Genomic DNA, 21,750 nt, shown 5'->3' with positions numbered 1-21,750 from the left:
GCGCTTTCCCAACCTGTCTCTCCGACCGCCGAGTCTTGGAACATCCTGAAAGTTTTGCCCAGGCCGGAATGTGTCCGGATGCGTTGGGCGTTGTCTACCTCAGAGGGCAGGATAGAGGTGCCTACCCGCCCTGATGGCAACCGCGAAGGAGAACGACGATGCTGCGACCGGACGACCTCTACGAGATCGTCGACGAGTCGGTGGCGACCGGCCCGGCGGCGACGCCGAAGGTCATGGTGCACTCGCTGGACGGGTTCATGGACGCGGGTCAGGCCGGCCGGGTGACCGCCGACCACCTGCTCGAGGTGCTCGACCACCGGCTGCTCGCGCGGTTCGATATCGACCTGTTGCACGACTACCGGGCCCGGCGGCCCGAGGTGACGTTCGCCGAGGACCGGTTCACCGACTACACGCCGCCGCACCTGTCGCTGCACCTGTTGACCGACGATGCCGGCGTCGAGTTCCTCTTGCTCGAGGGCGCCGAGCCGGACAACCACTGGGACCGGTTCGCCGCGGCAGTGCGTCAGCTGATCGAGCGCTACAACGTGACGCTCACGGTCGGCGTCCACGGCATCCCGATGGGCGTGCCGCACACCCGGCCGCTCGGCCTGACCGCGCACGCGACCCGGCCCGAGCTCGTCACCCGCTCGAACATCTGGGACGGCGAGATGGTGCTGCCCGCGAGCGCCGGCACGATGCTGCAGGTCCGCCTGGGTGAGGCCGGCAAGGACGCGATGGGCTTCGCGGTCCACGTTCCGCACTACCTGGCCGAGAACCGCTTCCCGGGCGCCGCGCTGGCGCTGGTGCACGCGATCTCCGCCGCGACGGGCCTGCTCCTCCCTAGCAAGGCCCTGCTCGACGAGGCCGCCGTCACCGGCCGGCTGGTCGACGAGCAGGTCGAAGCCTCCGACGACGCAAGCGCAGTGGTCAAGGCGCTCGAAACGCAGTACGACGCGGCCGAGGGTTCGCTGTCCCGCAAGAGCCTGCTGGCTGATTCGACCCCGTCCGCCGACGAGCTCGGCGCCGAGGTGGAGCAGTTCCTGGCCGAGCTCAACCGCGAGGACAACGAGTAGGAGCCCGCTGCGGGTTCGGCGTACCGGCCTGTCAGGATGAGGCATGCCTGAGTCGCTGGAGGATCTGGTCGAGCTGCTCGACCTGGAGATGATCGACGTCGACCTGTTCCGGGGTCGTCAGCCGCAGACCTCGATGCAGCGGGTGTTCGGCGGCCAGGTGCTGGGTCAGGCGCTGGCCGCCGCGAGCCGCACCGTCGACCCGGAGCGGATCGTGCATTCGCTCCACGGGTACTTCCTGCGCGCGGGTGACACGTCGGTACCGATCGTGTACCGGCCGGAGCCGACCCGTGACGGTGGCTCGTTCAGCAGCCGGCGGGTGGTGGCGTCGCAGAACGGCAAGCCGATCTTCTACATGTCGGCGTCGTTCCAGCGGCCGGAGCCCGGCCTCGATCACCAGGATCCGATGCCGGACGACGTCGTACCGCCGGAGGAGGCGCCTCGGTTGGCGACTGTCCTGGAAGCGCGGTCCGGTCGCGCGGCAGCGGACTGGGATCGCGAGTGGGCGGCGCTCGACGTACGCCTCGCTGGGGTGACCGGTCGGCAGTTCTGGATCCGTGCCGCAGGCAAGCTTCCCGACGATCCCGCGCTGCACGCGTGCGTGCTCGCATACGCGAGTGACCTGACGCTATTGGGCGCGAGCCTGCTCCCGCACGGCATCGTGATCGGCGACCGCCGCATCCAGCCCGCTTCGCTCGACCACGCGCTCTGGTTCCACCGGCCGTTCCGCGCCGATGAGTGGTTGCTGTACGACCAGTCGTCGCCGTCAGCGTCGGGCGCCCGCGGCTTCGCGACCGGCCGGCTCTATGCCCAGACCGGCGCGCTGATCGCGTCGGTGGCGCAAGAAGGTCTGATCCGGCCGGTCGGTCTGGACTCTGATCTGCTAACGTAGAAACGTGATCAAGCGCGCAGTAGTGACGACGACGCCGAGGTTCGTCCCGGCGCGCTGACATCTGACTGTCTACCGAAGCCCCGGGGCGAGTGCCCCGGGGCTTTGTTGTGTCCGGTGGTCGCTCGCTCCAAAACTCTTGGAGGAATCATGTACGACCACCGCAAGCTCGGCCGCGAGCTCGGCCTGTTCGACTCCGACCCGTTGATCGGCGCCGGCCTGCCGTACTGGCTGCCCGCGGGCGCCGCAGTACGTCGTGCGCTCGAGAGCTACATCTCCGAGGTCGAACGAAGAGCCGGCTACCAGCAGGTCTATTCACCCGTGCTCGGCAAGCGCGAGCTGTACGAGATCTCGGGCCACTGGGCGAAGTACCACGAGGACATGTACCCGCCGATGGATATGGGCGGTGAGCAACTGATCCTCCGGCCGAGCATCTGTCCGCACCACGCGCTGATGTATCGCTCCCGCTCGCACAGCTACCGCGAACTCCCACTCCGGTACTCCGAACTCGGCGGCCAGTACCGCGCCGAGCTCTCCGGCGCGATCGGCGGTCTCAGCCGCGTCCGCGCGATGCAACTCAACGACGCCCACATCTTCTGCCGCCTCGACCAGGTCGCCTCTGAGGCTGCGTCCGCGCTGTCCCTGATCAACCAGGCGTACGCCGATATGGGGATCAGCGCCTCGCGTTATGTGCTCGCGCTGCCCGCGGAGGACGCGAAGTTCGGTGACCCGTCCAGCAAGTACGTCGGTGATGCCGCCAGTTGGGCCCAGGCCGCTTCGTTGCTCCGCGATGTCTTGGAGGCGGCCGGTATCGACTACGAGGAGGCGCCCGGCGACGCGGCGTTCTACGGGCCGAAGATCGACATCCAGCTGGAGGATTCGGCCGGGCGGGAGTTCAGTCTGTCGACCGTCCAGATCGACTTCCACCAGCCGGCGGCGTTCGGGCTCGAGTACATCGGTGCCGATGGCAACAAGCATCGTCCGGTGATGGTGCACCGCGCGATCGTCGGCAGCATCGAGCGGGCGATGGCGCAGCTGATCGAGGTACATGGCGGAGCGTTCCCGGCGTGGCTCGCGCCGGTGCAGGTCGTCGTACTCCCGATCTCGGACGACGAGGAGAAGCGTGCCGCCGAGGTGGCTCGTCGCGCGGTGGATCGCGGGCTGCGGGTGGAGATCGCGCATGCGGACGAGGGGAGTCTCGGCGCGCGGATCCGCGAGAACCGGTTGGCGCCATACCAGGCTGTCATCGGGGCGCGTGAGGACGATGCTGGTTTGCTTGCGGTCCGGGAGCGCGACGGCGGTCGGTGGGAGCCGGCGCCGATCGGGGAGGTGCTCGATCGGATCGCGGAGCTCAGTTCTCCTGCAGCTGTCCGATCAGGTGAGTGACCTCATGCGACTCGTCGTACAGCGCGAAGTCGGTCGTCTTGCCGGTCTGCTGGTAGCCGAACTGGACCCGGGAGGGCAGCAGTAGTGGCTTACGGAAGTCGACGCGGACCGTGAACGCGTCCGGCAGATGACCGGCGCGCTGGATGGACGCGAGCGCGGCGGCCTTGGCCCACATGCCGTGGGCGATCTGGCGCGGGAACCCGAACGCCTGAGCGGTGAGCTTGAACAGGTGGATCGGGTTCCGGTCGCCGGACGCGCCGGCGTACCGGCGGCCGAGGTTGCCGCGCAGGTCCCACCAGGCGTCGGCCGAGAGGACCGGGTCGGTCAGCAGGTCCGCGTGTGCGCTCGGCGAGCCGGCCGTGCGGCTGAGCAGCGTGGTCAGATCGCTCCACACCAGCTCGTGGTCGACGAAGACCTCGCTGATGATGTCGAAGACGGTGCCCTTCGGGTGCGGGCGTTCCGGCGTACTGTGCACGCGGATGGCCGGCTCGGCGTGGATCGGGATCGGCTGCTTCTGCGTGATCGTGTTGGACAGATGCACGATCCCCATCGGCTTGTACGGGAACGAGGGGTCGGACATCAGGTCCAGGTGCAGCGGGAACGCCAGCACATGCGGGTACGTCGGCGGCAGCGCCGGGCCGGCCTGGAACCCGGTGACATCGCGGTACGCCGTGAGGTGGTCCTGGTCGATCGCCGATCGGGGCAGCTCGAGCGTCAGGCCGTCCTCGTCCGGCTCGTAGTCGGCTCTCCTGAGGGTTGCGCGGACCGTCCGGGCGTAGAGCTGGCCGAACTTCGGCGAGTCGTCGTACCGTCGGGTCGGCATGTCAGGCGCCCAGCATGCTCTGGCCGCAGACCCGGACCACGTTGCCGGTCACGCCGGCCGACGCCGGATCCGCGAACCACGCGATCGTCTCGGCGACGTCGATCGGCAGCCCGCCCTGCTGGAGCGAGTTGATCCGGCGGCCGACCTCGCGGATCGTGAACGGGACCTTCGCGGTCATCTCGGTCTCGATGAACCCGGGCGCGACCGCGTTGATCCGGATGTTGCGATCGGCCAGCTTCGGCGCGAGCGCCTGGACCAGGCCGATCACGCCGGCCTTGGAGGTCGCGTAGTTGGTCTGGCCGTTGTTGCCCGCGATACCGGCCATCGACGAGACCCCGATGATCGAGCCGCCGTCCTTCAGTGCTCCGGACTCGATCAGGTGCTCGGTGATGCGCTCCGGGGCGCGCAGGTTGACGTCGAGTACGGCGTCCCACGCGTCGGTCCGCATGTTCGCCAGCCGCTTGTCGCGGGTGATACCGGCGTTGTGGACGACGATGTCGAGCCCGCCGTGCTGCTCCTGGGCGTGGGCCGCGATCCGTTGCGGGGCGTCGACCGCGGTGACGTCGAGCAGGAGCTCGGTGCCTCCGAGCCGGGTCATGACCTTGCGCAGCGGGTCCGCGTTCTGCGGTACGTCGACGCCGATGATCGTTGCGCCGTCGCGGGCGAGCGTGTTCGCGATCGCTTCGCCGATGCCGCGGGCGGCGCCGGTCACCAGGGCGATCCGCCCGCTCAGCGGCCGGGTCGGGTCGTTGCTGACCAGCGGGCCGGTGCCGATCCGCGCGACCTGGCCGTCGACGTACGCGGACTTGGGGGAGAGGAAGAAGCGGAGCGTGGAGTCGAGCTGCTCGTGGGCGTCCGGGGCGATGTACACGAGGTTGACGGTGGCGCCGCGCTTCACCTCCTTGCCGAGGGAGCGGGTGAAGCCCTCGAGCGCGCGCTGGGCGACGTGCTGCTCGGTGGAGGTCGCGAGCTCCGGCGTACGGCCGACGACGATCACGCGGCCGGCCGCGGAGAGCTGGCGGATGACGGGGGAGAAGAAGCGCTGCAGGCTGGTCAGGTCAGCGGTCGTGGCGGCGCCGGTCGCGTCGAAGACCAGTGCCTTCGGGCGGATGCCGATCGACGCGACGCCTTCGGTCGCCGTACTGAACGAGGCGCCGATGTCGCGCAGCAGGGCCTGGATCGCCTTGCCCGCGTCGGTCTCCCCGATCGCGCCGAAGACGACCGGCCCGTCGATCACCGGCGACCCCTCGACCCAGCGCTGCAACGGCGTCGGGTCGGGCAGGCCGAGGTTCTTCACCAGGGTCTGCCCGAGCGGTGTGCGGGTGAAGGTCTGGTAGCGGTCCGTCATCTCAGCTCCTACTTCTCGAGGATGGCGACGACACCCTGGCCGCCCGCGGCGCAGATCGAGATCAGGCCCCGGCCGCCGCCGTTCTCGTCCAGTTGCTTGGCCAGCGCGGCGACGATCCGCCCGCCGGTCGCCGCGAACGGGTGACCCGCGGCCAGCGAGCTGCCGTTCACGTTCAGCTTGTCCCGGTCGATCTCGCCGAGCGGCGCGTCCAGGCCGAGCCGCTCCTTGCAGAAGATCGGATCCTCCCACGCCTTCAACGTCGACAGCACCTGGGAGGCGAACGCTTCGTGGATCTCGTAGTAGTCGAAGTCCTGCAGCGTGAGCCCGGCCCGCTGGAGCATCCGGGGCACGGCGTACGCCGGAGCCATCAGCAGACCCTCGGCGCCCTTCACGTAGTCGACCGCGGCCGTCTGCGAGTGCGTCAGGTACGCCAGCGGCCTGAGCCCGTGCTCCGCCGCCCACTCGTCGGTGCTGAGCAGAACGGTCGAGGCGCCGTCGGTCAGCGGGGTCGAGTTGCCGGCGGTCATCGTCGCGGTCTCGCCCTTGCCGTACACGGTCTTGAGTTTGGCCAGCTTCTCCAGGCTCGTGTCGGGCCTGAGGTTCTGGTCCTTCTCGAGACCGAGGTACGGCGTGATCAGGTCGTTCTGGAAGCCGCGGTCGTACGAGGCGGCGAGGTTGAGGTGGGACTTGAGCGCGAGCTCGTCCTGCGCCTCGCGGGTGATGCCCCACTCGAGCGCGGTCAGCGCGGCGTGGTCGCCCATCGACTTCCCGGTCCGCGGCTCGGCGTTGCGGGGGATCTCCGGTACGACGTCCTTCGGGCGAACGCGGGCGAGGACCTTCAGGCGGTCCGGGTACGTCTTGGCGCGGTTGAGGTCGAGGAGCACGTTGCGCAGGTGGTCGTTGACCGCGACCGGCGCGTCGGACGCGGTGTCGACACCACCCGCGATGCCGGCGTCGATCTGGCCGAGCGCGATCTTGTTGCCGACCAGGATCGCCGCCTCGAGCCCGGTGCCGCAGGCCTGCTGGATGTCGTACGCCGGGGTGGTGGCGGCGAGCTTGGAACCGAGGACCACCTCGCGGACCATGTTCCAGTCGCGGGCGTGCTTGAGGACCGCGCCGGCGACCACCTCGCCCACCTCCTGACCGCCGAGGCCGGCCCGGTCGACCAGACCGTTGAGCGCTGCGGTGAGCATGTCGGAGTTGGAGGCGTGCCGGTACGTCTTGTCCTGCCGGGCGAACGGAATCCGGTTTCCGGCGACGACGGCCACCTTGCGGGTCTCGGTCACGATGTCTCTCCTTTGGACTTTCGTGCGGTGGCGGAGGGTCGCTTGAGTGCTTTGCGCCCCACAGCGGTCGCCAGGGTCGCGGTGATGGCAGTCTCTCGCACGGTACCGACATCCGCGTGATGCACCACCGGATGCCCGGGCTGGCCGCTCGACACGATCAGCCCGACCCTTGCCATATGCAACGACCCGAGGGTCTGCGTGTACAGGTGATTGGCCAGGTAGGCGGTGTCGACCTCGTCGAACACGCCGGTCCGCTGGCCGGCCTTGAGGATCGCCGCGATCCGGTCGAGCGGCGCGGCCATCGCCGTACCGAGTTTCATCATCACTGGCTCGGTGATCTCGCCGAAGAGCTCCTCGCCGGTCCTTCTCAGCAGGCTCATCGCGCAGTCGGTGAAGGCCGGGTAGGTCAGGCAGAAGTCGACGAACGTTTCACTGAGCGCCTTGAGGCGGTTGAGCGGGGCTTTTCTCGGATTGTCACTGTTGCTGAGCTGGTCGTTGAGCTCGCCGAGGTAGTCGACCAAGGTGAGGGCGAACAGCTCTTCCTTGCCGGCGAAGTGCCGGTAGATCAGCGCCTTGTTGATCCCGACCCGCTTGGCGATATCGTCGATCTGGGCGTCGATCGTGCCGCGCTCGTCGAACAGCTCGCGGGTGGCCCGGATGATGTCCCGCTCCCGGTCGCGCCGACGCTCCGCCGTGGTCCGGCGGCGTCCGATCGCGAGCAGCGCGGAGCTCATGGATCGATCTTAGCCACAGCGGTACCCTCCGGTGCAAACGACGGTTACACTCGTCGGTAACATCGTACTGCCCCTTCCTGTTCGCCGGAGGATGTTGATGACAATGACCGATCCGAAGTCCGCTGTCTCCGCCGACGTGATGGCGTTGGCCGGTGAACTCGGCGCCGAGCGGTCCCAACCGGGCTGGAGCTCGTTCTCGCTCGGGCTGAACGACGAGCAGAAGGAGATCCGCGACTGGGCCCACTCCTTCGCCGCCGACGTGATCCGCCCGGCCGCGGCCGAGTGGGACGAGCGCGAAGAGACCCCCTGGCCGGTGATCCAGGAGGCCGCCAAGATCGGCCTGTACGGCCTCGACGCGAACATCAACCTCTTCATCGACCCGTCCGGCCTGCTGATGCCGCTCGTCCACGAGGAACTCTTCTGGGGCGACGCCGGCATCGGCATGTCGCTCAAGGGCACCGGCCTGGCGTCGTCCGCGATCTTCTCCAACGGCACGCCCGAGCAGTGGAGCGAGTGGATGCCCCGCTGCTACGGCACGCCGGACGACGTACGCGTGGCTGCCTTCTGCTCGTCCGAGCCCGGCGCCGGCTCCGACGTGTCGGCGATCCGCACGCGGGCTGTCTACGACTCGTCCTCGGACGAGTGGGTGATCAACGGCCAGAAGGCGTGGGCCACGAACGGCGGCATCGCCGACATCCACGTCGTCGTCGCCACCGTCGACCCGTCGCTGGGCACCAAGGGCCAGGCCGCCTTCGTCGTACCGCGCTCCGAGGTCCGCGGCCTCGAGCAGGGCACCAAGCTCCGCAAGCACGGCCTCCGCGCCTCCCACACCGCAGACGTCTTCTTCGACAACGTCCGCATCCCCGCCGCCAACGTCCTGGGCGGCAAAGAAAAACTGGACGAACGCCTGGCCCGAGCCCGCGAAGCTACTGGCACCACGGGCCGGAACGCCTCGATGGCCACCTTCGAAATGACCCGCCACATCGTCGGCGCCCAAGCCATCGGCATCGCCCGAGCCGCCTACGAGGTAGCCCTCGACTACGCCAAGACCCGCGAACAGTTCGGCCGCCCCATCATCGACAACCAAGGCATCGCCTTCAAACTCGCCGACATGGCCATGGAAATCGACGCGGCCAGGTTGCTGGTCTGGCGAGCCGCCAACATGTCCGCCGCCCTCATGCGAGGCGAAACCCCCGACTACCGCCACGGCGAAGGCTCCATGGCCAAACTGAAGGCCGGCGAGGTCGCCGTAAAGGTCACCGAAGAAGCCATCCAAATCCTCGGCGGCAACGGCTACACCCGCGAATACCCAGTAGAACGCATGCACCGAGACGCCAAGATCTACACGATTTTCGAAGGTACGTCGGAGATCCAGCGCCTGGTCATCGCCCGAGCCATCTCCGGCATGCGAATCAGGTAAGGGGAAAGCCCCCGCACGCTACGCAGGCGCTACTCTCGTCGCTCCGCTCCTCAAACGCACCTGCTACGCGTGCTGCCCACCCACCCCCGGGCTTATCGCCCGGAGCACCCTTTCCGGCTACCGCCGGCGACCTGCGGCTGCCGCCGCGTTGCGCTCGCTATCGCTCGCGAGCGACCGCCCCGTGGCTACGCCTGACCGGCATCAGCAACGGAACCCTCCCCGCGGCAGCCGGTGCCAATTCGGCCCCGCAGCTCTTGCGTCAACCTTGACCCGACGCGACCACTCCACCGCAGCTGACGAACCTTGCGGTCAAGGAGCCGCCAGGCCGATCGGTGATCTGTACTGAGCTTGCTGCCTCGATGTAAGGGGTCTACACCGGTGCAGGTGCGGGGCGGCGGCCACTGAGTTCTGACAAGGTGTCGATCCGCGAGGGCTGGCCCGCGGGGCTACTTGTGAAGTTGTCAGTGCGTCGCGTTGGCTTCGATGGTGAACCGGTTATCGCCGGTGTGCGTCAGGCGAATCGCAGGCGGGTTGCCTCGTGGCCACGGAGCCTGGTCCGACCGAAGTAGCCACCGTCCGACCGCGGCGCTTCGGAGCTCGCTGCAGGTCTGCCAGAACGAGGCGGATAACGTGATTCTGACCTGACCCTCACCCGGGACAGTCAACTCAATGTGCGACCAGTTCGGATCGAAGACGTTGTCGCGGTCGGTGATGCGAATCTTCAGACCGTACCCGGCGCCCGATCGATGGTGTGCGCCGTTGTTCCACGCTCGGACCTGCATCGAACACACCTCCTGGGATCGCGCGAACCTGCGCGGAGCAGACGAAGCTCCGTCAGGCTGGGTGGCCGTCGTGGAGGTATGCCACCGTCTGCGACTCCGCGGCCTTGAGGGCGGCTTCCAGGCGGAGCCAGACGTACGGACGCAGACGTTGCTGTGCTTGCGCTGGTTCGACGAAGCTGTACCGCCGTAGCTCGTCGCGATCTGGTTCCAGCTGCGCAATCTGGTCCGCGAGCAGACGTCCGGCATCGAAGATGAACATCAGCGAATCGTCCCAGGGGCCGTGCGGCGACACCCAGTCTATGCAGGAGAGCGCGAGCTGGTCCGGCGCCAGCTCGAGGTTGAGCTCTTCTTTCAGTTCACGGAGGAGGCCGTCGAGGGGTGGCTCGTTGGCCTCGATCATGCCGCCGGGAAGGTCCCAATCGGGCTTGTAATCGGGATCGACGAGGAGGATCCGGCCTTGCGGGTCGCGGAGGATCGCGTCCGCGCCGACCCGCTTACGAGCCTGCTTGGCGTTGCCCTCGGCCAGGTGTTGTCGCCAGGCCTCGGGATCGCGGCGGTACAGCGGTTCGTCGGCGGTCATCGGCTGGCCTGTGCTTCGAAGGCGTCTGAGGCGATCCACTGCTGGAGCCAGGTTCGCTGGCGCATGGTATCCGCGAGGAGCTGTCTGGTTTCGCTGACGTTCGGTGAGTCCGCGTACGGCGTGAGCTGGTCGTGGATTTCTTTGAGTTGCTGAACGACGAGATGTGATCCGAGCGACTGGGTTGATCCGATGACGTCGTGCGTGATCCGACATGCCTCTTCGGTCTCGCCTTGTTCGATGAGAGACATGATGAGGAACAGCTGTCCAAATGTGTGACTCCGGATGCGATTGGACGGGCGGAGTTCGAGGATCAGCTGCGCGTGCTTCTGCGTGTCGGCCGACTTCCCGAGTTGGCGCATGCACCGCGCGGCCTCGCTCGCAAGGCTGCCACGGTCGAAGTGGCTGACCCATTCGGAGGGTGCCTCGGCGTGGGATCTATCTAGTGCAGCTTCGGCCTGATCCAGTAGCGAGCGGGTCTCTTGATCTTCTCCAAGCGCGGCTCGACCACGGGCCTGCATCGCGAGAAGGCGGGCTGCCAACTCCGGATTCTCAGCGCCGTCGGCGAGTGCTGCTTCGCCTGCTTGGGCGAAGCGGATGGCGCCGTATGGATCGACTCGATGGTGTGCGAGATGGCTGAGGCTGGCGAGTATGTGGATGCCAAGTTGGCGATCCTGGCCGGCCTTTGAGAGGTGGAAGGCGCGCAGGAAGTGGCTGTACGCGCGGTCATCACGCCCCGCGTCGTGAGCCATCCAACCGGCCATCTCGGTCAGTCCTGCCGCAGCTGTGAAGATGGCAGGGTCCTCGACTTCCAGATCGCCGCCGAACAGACGCGGTCCTACCTGCGTGTGCAGGTACCTGACGACTGATGCGTACAGATGACCACCACCGACTTGTCGATCGGCGGACCGGAAGGATTGCATCGCGAGTACGTCAGGCCCGTCGGTGCGCTTCGGCAATCGTCCGGTAGCGGCATGTCGGTGTGGACGCAGATCGACGGAAGCTGGGGGAGTGGGGTTGGTTGGAGTGGTCTCGGGCTCGGACGTGGGCCGTGGAGCCGCGAGGGACTCCAACCGCGCCGCGAAGCGGGACCTCTCGTCCGCGCTCGCTGTCGCAAGGAGCGTGTCCAGACCTTCCTGATTGATCGGTCTCGGGCGGATGCTGCCTCCGCCGGCCTCCCAGCGGGACACCATTCGCTCGCTCACGCCGATCCGTTGGGCGAACTCGCGAATGCTCAGGCGCTGCGATTCGCGCAGCACCCGTACTTCGCGCCCGGACCAGGTCTGGACCATCACAGGCTCAGTCTCCCACTGCCCAAGGTGCCACTCCACTTGAACCTCGCCGTGCTGGTTCGGCGGAAGTTCAGTGCTGTGTCAGCGGCAATCCATGGTGGGTGCTGTACCTCCTGCTCGACGCTTATCCGTACCGAGCGGCAGTCAGATATCAACGGGGTTAGAGACCAATGCGAGTGGCCTTCGGGTACTTCAAGAAGCACTTCCTGATGAGCGATCCCGAGATCGCAGCGCGTCGGCGAGCGATCGTCGACTGCGCGGGAGCCAATGATTGCGCGCTTGTCGCGATCTTCATCGACGAGTTGGAGACCGCGCCGGAACAGCTGCACAAGGCGCTCCGAGCCCTGATGGAGGCCGATGACGTCGTCCTGATCCTGCCGAACCTCCTCCATCTCGCGGCGGCCGGGAACCCGCTGCAGCTTCGCCAGCACCTTCTCGCCAGCCACGTCGAAGTTCTGCTGTCGGAGGTTCCCAAGCAGGCGGGGCGGACGTGCTGAGAGGGGTCCTCTCCTCAATGACCCTGGAACTCCGCGTCCGTTCCGCCCTCCACCGGGCCCTCGCCCCCTGATCTCCTCACGGATCACGGCTGAGGGTCTGAGCCCGGTTCGGTTGGCGCTGACACCTCTCAGCACCAACCGAACCAGGCAGAACTAGAGTCAGACGGCTGCCTGGAAGTCCGCGAAAGTGCATGGTCGGAGACTCCAGATCTCACGCGCGAGGCCACGCCGGCCTTGCACATCAGACCCATCTACGGAACAGGTTTTGGGCGGACAAGAGGCGGGTCTGCACTCCCTTCAGAGCCTCACGGAGGATGGCGTTGACGCGCTGAAGCTCAGCGACTTGGTGCTGCAATCGGTCGACCTCCGCGAGGAGAACGGCGACGTGTTCGGCGTCGATCGCCTCGGCCGAGCGCACCCGTTTTCGGCTTCGCCAGTTGCGCAGACGACGTCGGTCTGAGCAGAACCGTTGATCGGATCTGGCCGCTGCGTACGCGTCGCCGCAGTGCTCGCAGACATGTTGGCGAGCGGTCAGATCGCACCCAAACGCCGATGGCAGGTCGTCCATAAGTACTCCACGTGCGGCCCGCGAAGGTGCCAAATGCTCGTTGCAGATTGCTGACACGCCTCGAGTGCAAGATGTGTAACGGTTTGCAACTCCGTCGCTGCGGCGGCGAATGAGAATCATGAGGTGCCGTCCGGCGACGTCGAGTCACACTGGTGCGGGTGAGCCCGCAGATGTGTAAGGCGCGGGGTCTTCGGGTGCCGGTGGATTGTTGCTGCGAGTACGTGGGTCTGTGTCTTGGCAGAGGGCCCTCCGGGCGGCGCGTGGCCCGTGGGTGTCGCGGGTCGAAGTCGTGGCCGGAGGGAGTGCTCGATGGAGGTCTTGTTCGAACGGGTTGCGGGGTTGGATGTCGGTAAGGCGTCGGTGACTGTTTGCGTGCGTGTTCCGGGCCGGCGGCAGGGGAGTCGTTCGTCGGTGACGAGGACGTTCAAGACCACGATCGGGTCGCTGTGGGTGATGCGCGATTGGCTGGTCGAGTGTGGTGTGACGGTCGCGGCGATGGAGTCGACGTCGACGTATTGGAAGCCGGCGTTCTATTGCCTGGAGGAGGTGATGGAGGTCTGGCTGCTGAACGCTGCGCATATGAAGGCGGTGCCGGGCCGAAAGACCGACGTGCGTGACGCCGAGTGGATCGCCCAGCTGCTCGAACACGGATTGCTGTCTCCATCGTTTGTCCCACCGCCGCCGATCCGGCGGTTGCGGATGCTGACCCGGTACCGGGTGCAGTTGATGGGGGATCGGACGCGTGAGGCGGTCGGTTGGAGTTGATGTTGGAGGACGCGTCGATCAAGTTGTCGTCGGTTGCGTGGTCGGTGACGACGGTGTCGGCGCGGGTGATGCTGCGCGCGATGATCGGCGGTGAGCGCGATGCGCGGGTGCTGGCCGAGATGGCTAAGGGCAAGATGCGTTCGAAGATCCCCGATCTCGCCCAAGCGCTCGAGGGGCACTTCGATGATCACCATGCGCGGATGGCCGCCGCGATCTTGGATCGGCTCGAGCTGGTGGAGCGTGCTCTGGCTGATCTTGATGAGGCGATCCGGTTTCAGTGTCTTCCGTGGGCGCACGAGATCGAGTTGTTGCAGACCATCACGGGCGTTGGGGAGAAGGTCGCGCAGGTGATCGTCGCCGAGACTGGCGCGGACATGTCGCGGTTCGGTTCGGCTGCCAGGCTTGCTGCCTGGGCTGGGGTGGCGCCCGGGGTCTATGAGTCGGCCGGCAAGCGGACTCCGACCGGGAAGCGGCACGGGAACAAGTGGTTGACTGCGATGCTGGTCGAGGCTCCCGGTTCGGTCGCACGCATGCGTGGCAGGAATTACCTCGCCGCGCAGCATGCACGCCTGACGAAACGCCGCGGTGCTGGCCGGGCGCAGATCGCTGTCGCGCATCCCATTCTCGTAGTGGCCTATCACATGCTTAGTCGCGACGAGCCCTACCGCGATCTTGGTGCGGACTGGCTCGCTCGGCGCAACGACGAGGCTCACACACGCCGGCTCGTCGCCCAACTCGAGAGGCTCGGACACACCGTCCAGCTCGACCCCGTCGCCTAGCTGCAGTTACCAAAGAACGTGTCGGGCAAGCCCGACGCGCTGACGCGCCTGCGCACCAGCAGCTCATTCACGGGTCTGTGACGGTTTTGCGTGCTGCGTTTCGGTGGGGTTGGGATGGCAAGCGGGATCGGAGCAGCCGGCAAGCCATTGAGCGTTCAGCTATACATCAGTGCGACGCTGGACGGTCGAGGAAGCCGAAATGTTGTGCGGTCGGGGCGATATCTGCGAAGAGTGCAGCGAGTGAGGTAGCCGCCGCATGCGTGATCGGTGGGATACTCATGCAAGTAGCCTGGGCGGAAGCCGACCCGATGCCTATCGCGGCCGCCTCCAGTCACGTAGCTCGCGACGTCGATACTAGGTGCGAGGTCTATCCACGATGAAGCGGTGGTGAGTTGCGAATGGAGAGACCGACACGGCTTCGGTGACGGGCGAGGGCACTGGCGCGCTCCGCAGGTGACTCGATGCGCGGACCGTCGAGCCGATCATCCCGCAGACGTTCTGGAGTCGGTTTGGTGTCGATGCCGACGGTGAGCGCCTCACTCGTTTCCGGACGATGCGCTGCCATCGACACCATCAGGCGACCAGAATTCTCCCCTCACGCATCGAAACGATGGAACTCATCGAGGCCTGCGAGCCGGTGACGCGAAAGACACTGGGTCGCGACTGGGGTGTCGATGACCCCCTAGTGGCGCTTGCGCGCGGCTCTGGGATGTCGGGCGCCGGGATAGCAGCGACACCTCCTTCGCTGCTTCGGAACGAACGGACCTGTGCGCCAGAGGTGTTCGCGTGGGGTTGCGTGCCGCGGAGTGATGGGAATTGGGCCGCCGCCGTGTGCGGGTCAGAGAGTGGCGTAGAACCTGCGTGAGGAGTTCGGTTAGCACCAGCCGTGATTGTGATGGTGTCGGCGAGGGCAATCGGCCTTCGGACAGATAGCTGCGGACGGTTTGGGTATGTTGCCGATCGGGCTTTCCGCGCGAGCGGCCAGTCCAATAGCGCCACGTCGACACTCACGGTACGGCCGTTCCCAGTAACACGCCTCGTCTCGGGCGCGATGCGAGGATGGGGCATAGTGTGCTCGGTCCTGCAGCCGAGCACTGGTGAGTTACGGCGGAGGAAGCCTGATGGTGGAGTACGTAAATGAGACAGGTGGCGCAGATCGAAGCGGGGCACTCTTGTGGGCTGCGCCTACCGGACCGATTCCCGCGCCACCTGTCGACACCAAGGCTCAAGCGCTGCCTATTGGTGACCTCCACTGGCCGGATGCTGAGCGTCTGTTTCTCAGGCTCCTGCACACGGTTCGCCCGGTACAGTTCGCCAAGCTGTTCGGAGTCCCGGGTCAGGCCCAAGCGGGGATCGATGCCTACGCCCGCCTTCCGCTGGACTTGACGAGCGGTGATACTGGCGGCCGGAACTACATTACCCTGCAGTCCAGGCGCGTAGAGTCACTAACCCCGGCCAAAATTGAGAAGGCTGTTGACGACTTACTGAAGGGCGAATGGGGTGCCAGGACTTCGGCCTTTCACTTTGCGACCTCGTTCGACCTGCAGGACACGAAGTTGGATACCGCAATCCGCGAACAGACGGAACGCCTGGCCGAACTCAAAATTACCTTCGTCCCGTGGGGTGTGCAGGAGGTCTCCACCCTGCTGAAAGACCTTCCGCGCGTCGTCGACGACTTCTTCGGCCGGCCTTGGGTCGAGCGATTTTGCGGCGAGGAAGCAGCACTTGGTCTCTCCAAGAACCTGCTCCGGCAGGACATGAGTGAACTACGGTCGGGCCTGCGTGATCTGTACCAGGCTGTCTTCTCAGCGCAGGGCGGAATGCAATCCGCCGAAGCCCCACAGTCCCATCAACAGTTTGTGATTTTGGACGTCGATCCCAACCGCCAGCGATCCGAGCTCCTCGAGATTGAACCGCCTGAGGCCAGCGTTGGAGACCAACCTACGACGCAAGGTCCCGTCGACGGGCAAACCTACGTCACCTCTCATATCGGTGCCCGCAGGCAGTCGTTCAGATCCGCCCGGACGCTGCTCGACCGCACAAGTCAGACACGACCGACAACAGTTGGCGCCCTCCCGGGCGACGAGTGGCTAGCGGGAGGCAAGTACCGGTTGCTTGTCGGCCGTCCAGGTGCGGGTAAGTCCAGCCTTCTGCGGTTCGCAGCCACGGACCTTCTCTCGTCTCAACCGCAATCGGTCGCCTTTCAGCGGGAGCGCGGCACCGAACTGCCGATCTGGCTGCCGTTCGGCTTCCTGTGCCGCCATCTCAAGGCATCGACCGAGAACTCGCTTGTCTCCGCCGCCGAAGCCTGGTTGAAGTCGCAGAGCGCCGCACATCTGTGGCCGCTGGTGCAACGTGCGCTCGAAGACGACCGCTTGCTGCTCCTCATAGACGGAATCGACGAGTGGAGCGATGTCGGCGCGGCCGACCGCGCCCTCGGGATCCTTGAGGCGTTTCTCGGCCGCACTAACGCCTCAGCGATTCTGTCCACCCGGCCGTACGCGGTTGACAGGCTCAACTGGAGGCGCCCGTGGGTGCAGGCGGATATCAGCCCGCTGAGCGACGATCAACGCCGCACCATCGCAGCCGAAATCCTCGTGCCAGCCACTGATCCGGAACCTGCCGTTGCAGGACGATCCACATGGAATGCAGTCGTCGAGCCGTTTCTCGACCAGCTCGTGGCCACCCCGGAACTCGCCGAGCTCTCCCGATCCCCACTCTTCCTGACATTGCTGGCTGCGACATGGCAAGGTGAGCCCTTGCCGCGACAGCGGTTTAGGATCTACGCCAGGCTCGTGGAGTTGCTGATCGAAAAGCATCCCCGGATGCGCCAGCGAGCTTCACACGCCGACACGGGACTGCTGACGGCCACCGAGGTGACCACGCTGTTCGCCGCGGTGGCCTACCGCCTTCGCGTCAAGGACCCCACCGGCGCAGTGTCCAAACCGGAGATGCGCAAGCTCATCGTTGCATCGATGACGGACGACGAGGTCCTCGGCTACGAGCAACCTGCAGCCCGCAGAGCCGCGGACGCGGTACTCGCCCTGGCCGAAGACGAGTTCGGCCTCATCGTGTCGCAGGGGGCCGGTACCTTCGGCTTCCTCCACCGCGTCGTGCTTGACCACCTGGCTGGCCAGTACCTCGCCACCCGGCCGGCCGAGGAGCAGGCCGAGGCGGTGCGGCGTTTCGTGCACGACCCAGCCTGGCGTGACGTGCTCCTCGCACTGCTCACTGCGCAACTCAGCCCCCATGCAACCGACGACCTGCTCAGGGCGGCGCTTGGCGCCGGCGGCCGTCCGTGGGCAGACATCAACGGATACGAACTGCTGGCAGAGGGCCTCGCCGCAGGTATCAGGCTCACGCCACGCGCTCAGACCGAGTACTCGAAAAGCCTGGTCGAACGCGTCGAGACTCACCCGTCACTGCGTCATCGAGCAAACCTCATCGCCGCCATAGTCGGAATGCTCGTGAGCCACTCAGCCCGCACTCACCTGCTTCCGATCATGAAACGGTGGCTAACGGCGCCGCGCCCCGACCCGTCACCAACCATGTGGGCGCTGCGTGACCTCGACCTCGGTGACGACGTCGTGGCCGAGTATCTGATCTGGGGCATTCGGCACCCCGACGATCGTGTGAAGATCAACGCGGCGATGGCCATCGGAGACCGATTCGCCGGACAACCAGGCATGGTGGACCGGTTGGTCGCGTTCACTGAGACCGGTCCATCATCGGCAACGCAGGCCGCCGCCCTCCTCGCCCTTGGCAAGGGCTGGATCGAGACGAACACCACCACCCGCCTGATCGACTGGGCGCGCCGCCAGCCATCGGTACCGCTGCGGCTGGTCGGCCTCCACCTCCTGCAACCCGGCACTCCGCCCGACCTCACTGCGCTGTTCCGGCCGGAAGAACGCGACTGGCTGCTTACACTGCTCCGCCACGAACACTACGGCCTCGGACCGTGGCCCGCAGCAGATCTCATCAACACCGCCGCCACCGGTGACCTGCAGGTAGCCGATTTCGCGCTAGAAACCTTGAGGACGAACGGACGCAATGGCGGCGACCGAGGGCTTGCGTGGAAGCTCGCCTGCAAGGCCTTCGCCGACGACAGCCGCTTCAAGGAATGGGTAGCCGGAGAGCTCGCCGAGCCCGAGGGACGCGGCCTGATCCTGTACGACGTCGGCATGATTCCCCAGCAATGGCACGAGGATCCGGCATTCGCTCAGGCACTCGCCCAGTATGTGGACGCGAGCCTCCGGAAGTTGGGAGCAGTGTCGACCGCCGCCCTTGCCACCACGCTGGCACCCGACGATGCCCGGACGGTTCTGCTGCGCGGCCTCGACACCTGGCGGCCCTACGCCATTGCCCGAACGCTCGTCGAACGGTACGCAGACGACGATCGCGTGCGTGCAATCCTCAGCGGCCGACTTCGCGGTGACTACGTCCACGCTGCGCCCCTTGCGGGCATCGCAATCGACGTACTTGGCCCAAACGAGGGGTTTGACCTCCTGGTGAACCTTCTACGTCGGCCGGACGAAGCTGGGCGCTTTGAGAATCAGGTCGTCGTCGCCGAGGCGGTGGCCGACGCGTGGAAAGATTTTGAAAACATCGCCCGGGGACAGGGGCGGGATGGCGACGTCGAGCGTGAAGTGCTCGCCCGCTACGATCCCGCCGAGCTAGCGGCCTTATGCACGGCGATCGATCCTCATCCCTTGATGTGGCATGCCCCGGCCGTCATTGAAGCATGGCCTGGGCAACCGGCGGTCCAGCAGTTCGCTGAGAAGCTTATCCTCGACACAAGGCCCATCGCCTCAGGCATCCCGGACACGATCCCGCCGGCAATCCTTAGAGCGTACGGTGGCAGAGGGGACGAGTCCTCCCGCCGAATCCTCAACAAGACCCTCGGCATGTTCAAACATCTCGAACCAGAGCTGCGTGAAGTCCTGGCCTTCGAACTGGCGCGCAGCTCGCTCGCGGCAAACGAGCTCGTTGGCGTGATGTCGGAGTGGCGGAACGAGCCCGACACCGAGGTTCGCCGCAACGCCTTCATCGGGCTAGTCCAAATGGTCATGCGCCACGAGCAAGCGCACCTCGACGTCGCAGGCGACGGTGCGGTGACCGCCGAAATGGAATGGCTCCGCCAGGAGATCACGGATGACCTTTGCGCGTACGGCCCTGAACTTGACGAGCGCCGGCAACTTGCATGGATCGGCATGCTGATGCTCGGAGACTTCACACTGATCGACGGTATCCGGGAAACAATCGGCCACTCTGGGCAGCCACCCGGCGTCGAGCTCGAATCGCTCTATGACGGTGAAGTCGACGAGATCCTGGTAGACCTGATAGCTGAGAACTGGGAACGCTTGCAAATCCACTTCGGGAACGAGCTCTTTGGGCGCCTAAATAGCACCTCGGACCGGAAGCGTCGGGATTCCAGCGAGCAGCGCCGCCATGTCATGTCGGCGCTCGCGGTTGTTGCATCGCGATACCCCGCTATCGCTGACATGCTCCGCCGTGAGGCCGACACTGATGTCGCGCTGCGGCAGGATCCGCGCTTCCTATTGTGGGCGAAGGAAGAGAACAGAGGCAACGAAGAGGTCCTCCGGGCCCTCGTAGCCAGGCTCGGCGGACCGCACCACCACCGGCAAAGGCACGTCCTCGACTCAGTGCTGGACCGGGATAGCTGGAACGTGCCCGACGAGGTATTCAAGGCCATCCTCACTGCGGATGCAATCGACGCCCGTTCTGGCCGCATCTACGACAGCGAGAGACTTGCCACATATGCCCAGCTCTTTCCAGCGGACCGCCTGTCCTCGGATGTGCTTCGCGACCTCGAATCCTGGTTCCGAACGGACCGCGCGACTCGCGCGAGCCGCGATTGGGAGGCCACGTTGGCTATTGCAATCGCCACAGTTGCTCCGCAAGACCTACCAGCGATCATGATCCGCGCGCACACCCGCGTCCGGATGGCGATGTCCGATGCCTACCTGCCCATGTTCACTAAGCCACTAATTCGGCGGCTACGGCTTGACTCCGTCGCCGTCGACGCGGTCACGACCGCGCTCCGCGAACCGATGGGCATCCGAGACGACAGCCCTCTATTTGCGGGCGTTTGGGACCCAATTTCGAATGCCTGCCGCGACCTGCAACCTCCTCAACGCATGTACCTCCTCGGCCTCACGCTGCGTCAAGCTGGCGCGTTATCTCAGCAGGATGCGTCGGCGACTAGCGACGCCCTGGCCACGGCGTCACCTGACGCGGTCGTGCACAACCCGTTCACCAATCACGAAGGGCCGCTCCGCCTCGCCGCACTGGACCTCGACGCGACCTGACGACCTGCTATTTGCCGAGCTAAGCCCGTGCACTTGCCGGAGAAGGTCGCGACACTCGTCGGCCAGTCCCGACCACCGTTGAGCCAGTATCGACCCAAAAGCAGTGCCGCCGCATTGTCGATGTTGTGCTCTTGACTGGAGTAGCCATCACGCGTGGTCGATGGCGATTGGGGAGGGCCATGGAACGCCGGAAGCGGACGCAGGCAAGACCCACGGGACGGCCCGAGGGCGAATCGCGCTACAAGAAGCTGACCTTTCCGGGCAGTCGCGCGATGCTTGATGGGCGAACAATGATGGTGGAGATGGACGCATCTGCAGGCTCAGCTCCTCGTTCAGCTTGCGTAGAAGCCCGTCGAGCGGCGGCTCATTCGCCTCGATCATCCCGCCTGGGAGATCCCAGGCGGACTTGTAGTCGGGGTCAACGAGTAGGATTCGACTGGCCGTATCTCTGAGCATTGCTTCGACGGGTTCTCGACGCCAGCGCAGCTCGCGGCAACTGGCGGCGGTAGGTCGGTCTGGCGATGGAGTTGATCGATCGGCCGGTTGTAACACCGGCGGCGCCGGCCGATATGTCACACAGCAACGAGGTTTACGTCGAGCTAAATACGCGACATAGTGGGGGTTCGGGCCAAACGCCTCGCACGCACGACGCTGATCAGGTGAGTATTTGGCATGAATACGGCGGGACGCAGCGAATACTTAGGCGTGAGGTGTGGCGGCGCATAGTTATCTGACGATTGGTGAGACTGGCGTGGTCGTTGGCGTGACTCGGGAGAGCTACTCCGAGGCATACGCAGCGCTTTTCCTTGACTCCGAGGACGATGGAGCTGGTTCCTACTCGTCAGACGTGCTCAGTCGTCCCATCAGCCAGCTTCACCGGCCGAGTCCACCGATTCTTCACAAATGCCATCCGCCTGTCCTCGCACGAGCCCGATGCGGCCTACCGCCGTACCGTCGAGCTCTGCCTTGGCGGCGGCCAGTCCCGACTCGCTGAGGCTGGCCAACTGTCGCGGGACCGTGGAACCATGGGCCGAACGGACTGGCGGGGGAAGTTGGGGTGCTGATGGATACCTGGTTTGGCCGGATGGCTGATATTCCGGGGATTCAGTTTCAGGGCAGTCCGGGAGTTGATCGATCTCGCCTGCCTGAGGCAAACATGAGGCCGACCACGGAGTACGGCTACCTCCACTGGCCAACGTCGGATG

15 protein-coding genes and 1 pseudogene are annotated in these 21,750 nt (G+C 65.9%); 8 read left to right on the top strand and 8 right to left on the bottom strand.

Translation table 11 applies throughout. The features are described from left to right. Positions 1-158: 158 nt before the first annotated feature. From ACFWUU_RS15970 to thrS, 3 genes are all read left to right on the top strand, one after another. On the top strand, positions 159-1,073 hold the full coding sequence (locus ACFWUU_RS15970; protein WP_137255044.1) for a proteasome assembly chaperone family protein: 915 nt from the start codon (positions 159-161) through the stop codon (positions 1,071-1,073). A 43-nt stretch (positions 1,074-1,116) separates the two neighbouring features. Then, positions 1,117-1,962 carry an acyl-CoA thioesterase II gene (locus ACFWUU_RS15965; protein ID WP_137255045.1) on the top strand — a complete coding sequence of 282 codons (846 nt, stop codon included), beginning with the start codon at positions 1,117-1,119 and terminating at the stop codon, positions 1,960-1,962. Between the two features lie 147 nt (positions 1,963-2,109). Further along, positions 2,110-3,345, top strand: a complete 1,236-nt coding sequence (thrS, locus tag ACFWUU_RS15960) for a threonine--tRNA ligase (protein WP_380176294.1) — start codon at positions 2,110-2,112, stop codon at positions 3,343-3,345. Here thrS and ACFWUU_RS15955 read toward each other — a convergent pair. The 4 genes from ACFWUU_RS15955 to ACFWUU_RS15940 are packed head-to-tail and all read right to left on the bottom strand — an operon-like array spanning position 3,311 to position 7,536. Further along, the gene (locus ACFWUU_RS15955) at positions 3,311-4,168 is read right to left on the bottom strand and encodes a MaoC family dehydratase (protein ID WP_380176292.1); all 858 of its coding nucleotides are present in this window, start codon (positions 4,166-4,168) and stop codon (positions 3,311-3,313) included. The two genes, thrS and ACFWUU_RS15955, sit on opposite strands and share 35 nt — an antisense overlap. Position 4,169: 1 nt before the next feature. Beyond that, the gene (locus tag ACFWUU_RS15950) at positions 4,170-5,516 is read right to left on the bottom strand and encodes a 3-oxoacyl-ACP reductase (RefSeq protein WP_380176290.1); all 1,347 of its coding nucleotides are present in this window, start codon (positions 5,514-5,516) and stop codon (positions 4,170-4,172) included. Between the two features lie 8 nt (positions 5,517-5,524). Beyond that, the gene (locus ACFWUU_RS15945) at positions 5,525-6,802 is read right to left on the bottom strand and encodes an acetyl-CoA C-acetyltransferase (protein ID WP_137255049.1); all 1,278 of its coding nucleotides are present in this window, start codon (positions 6,800-6,802) and stop codon (positions 5,525-5,527) included. Further along, complete coding sequence (locus tag ACFWUU_RS15940; protein WP_380176288.1) at positions 6,799-7,536, bottom strand: TetR/AcrR family transcriptional regulator; 738 nt, start codon at positions 7,534-7,536, stop codon at positions 6,799-6,801. The genes ACFWUU_RS15945 and ACFWUU_RS15940 overlap by 4 nt, the downstream gene beginning before the upstream one ends. A gap of 97 nt (positions 7,537-7,633) precedes the next feature. Between ACFWUU_RS15940 and ACFWUU_RS15935 the strand changes: the two genes are divergently transcribed. Continuing rightward, on the top strand, positions 7,634-8,956 hold the full coding sequence (locus ACFWUU_RS15935) for an acyl-CoA dehydrogenase family protein (RefSeq protein ID WP_233714769.1): 1,323 nt from the start codon (positions 7,634-7,636) through the stop codon (positions 8,954-8,956). An 834-nt stretch (positions 8,957-9,790) separates the two neighbouring features. On the opposite strand, the gene ACFWUU_RS15930 is transcribed toward ACFWUU_RS15935, so the two are convergent. Together ACFWUU_RS15930 and ACFWUU_RS15925 are read right to left on the bottom strand one after the other, a co-directional pair. Continuing rightward, on the bottom strand, positions 9,791-10,318 hold the full coding sequence (locus ACFWUU_RS15930; RefSeq protein ID WP_380176286.1) for an NUDIX domain-containing protein: 528 nt from the start codon (positions 10,316-10,318) through the stop codon (positions 9,791-9,793). Next, complete coding sequence (locus ACFWUU_RS15925; protein WP_380176861.1) at positions 10,315-11,607, bottom strand: helix-turn-helix domain-containing protein; 1,293 nt, start codon at positions 11,605-11,607, stop codon at positions 10,315-10,317. The genes ACFWUU_RS15930 and ACFWUU_RS15925 overlap by 4 nt, the downstream gene beginning before the upstream one ends. Before the next feature lie 170 nt (positions 11,608-11,777). Between ACFWUU_RS15925 and ACFWUU_RS15920 the strand changes: the two genes are divergently transcribed. Continuing rightward, a complete protein-coding gene (locus ACFWUU_RS15920; protein ID WP_380176283.1) occupies positions 11,778-12,104 on the top strand; it encodes a hypothetical protein in 327 nt (108 codons plus the stop codon). A gap of 241 nt (positions 12,105-12,345) precedes the next feature. Here the strand turns inward: ACFWUU_RS15920 and ACFWUU_RS15915 are convergent, their stop codons facing one another. Then, positions 12,346-12,672 carry a hypothetical protein gene (locus tag ACFWUU_RS15915; protein ID WP_380176280.1) on the bottom strand — a complete coding sequence of 109 codons (327 nt, stop codon included), beginning with the start codon at positions 12,670-12,672 and terminating at the stop codon, positions 12,346-12,348. 309 nt (positions 12,673-12,981) lie between these two features. On the opposite strand from ACFWUU_RS15915, the gene ACFWUU_RS15910 reads away from it, so the two are divergent. The 3 genes and pseudogenes from ACFWUU_RS15910 to ACFWUU_RS15900 form a co-directional block, all read left to right on the top strand. After that, on the top strand, positions 12,982-13,437 hold the full coding sequence (locus ACFWUU_RS15910) for a transposase (protein ID WP_380176277.1): 456 nt from the start codon (positions 12,982-12,984) through the stop codon (positions 13,435-13,437). After that, complete coding sequence (locus tag ACFWUU_RS15905) at positions 13,437-14,216, top strand: transposase (RefSeq protein WP_380176276.1); 780 nt, start codon at positions 13,437-13,439, stop codon at positions 14,214-14,216. The genes ACFWUU_RS15910 and ACFWUU_RS15905 overlap by 1 nt, the downstream gene beginning before the upstream one ends. 1,121 nt (positions 14,217-15,337) lie before the next feature. Continuing rightward, positions 15,338-16,795: pseudogene (locus tag ACFWUU_RS15900) on the top strand (NACHT domain-containing protein); the annotation flags it as partial. Positions 16,796-20,692: 3,897 nt separating this feature from the next. On the opposite strand, the gene ACFWUU_RS15895 reads toward ACFWUU_RS15900, so the two are convergent. Continuing rightward, positions 20,693-21,001 carry an NUDIX domain-containing protein gene (locus ACFWUU_RS15895; protein ID WP_380176274.1) on the bottom strand — a complete coding sequence of 103 codons (309 nt, stop codon included), beginning with the start codon at positions 20,999-21,001 and terminating at the stop codon, positions 20,693-20,695. Positions 21,002-21,750: the final 749 nt, after the last annotated feature.

This window comes from Kribbella sp. NPDC058693, from assembly GCF_042715335.1.
GTDB classification, from domain to species: Bacteria; Actinomycetota; Actinomycetes; order Propionibacteriales; family Kribbellaceae; genus Kribbella; species Kribbella jiaozuonensis.
This window is presented reverse-complemented; position numbering and strand designations above follow the sequence as displayed.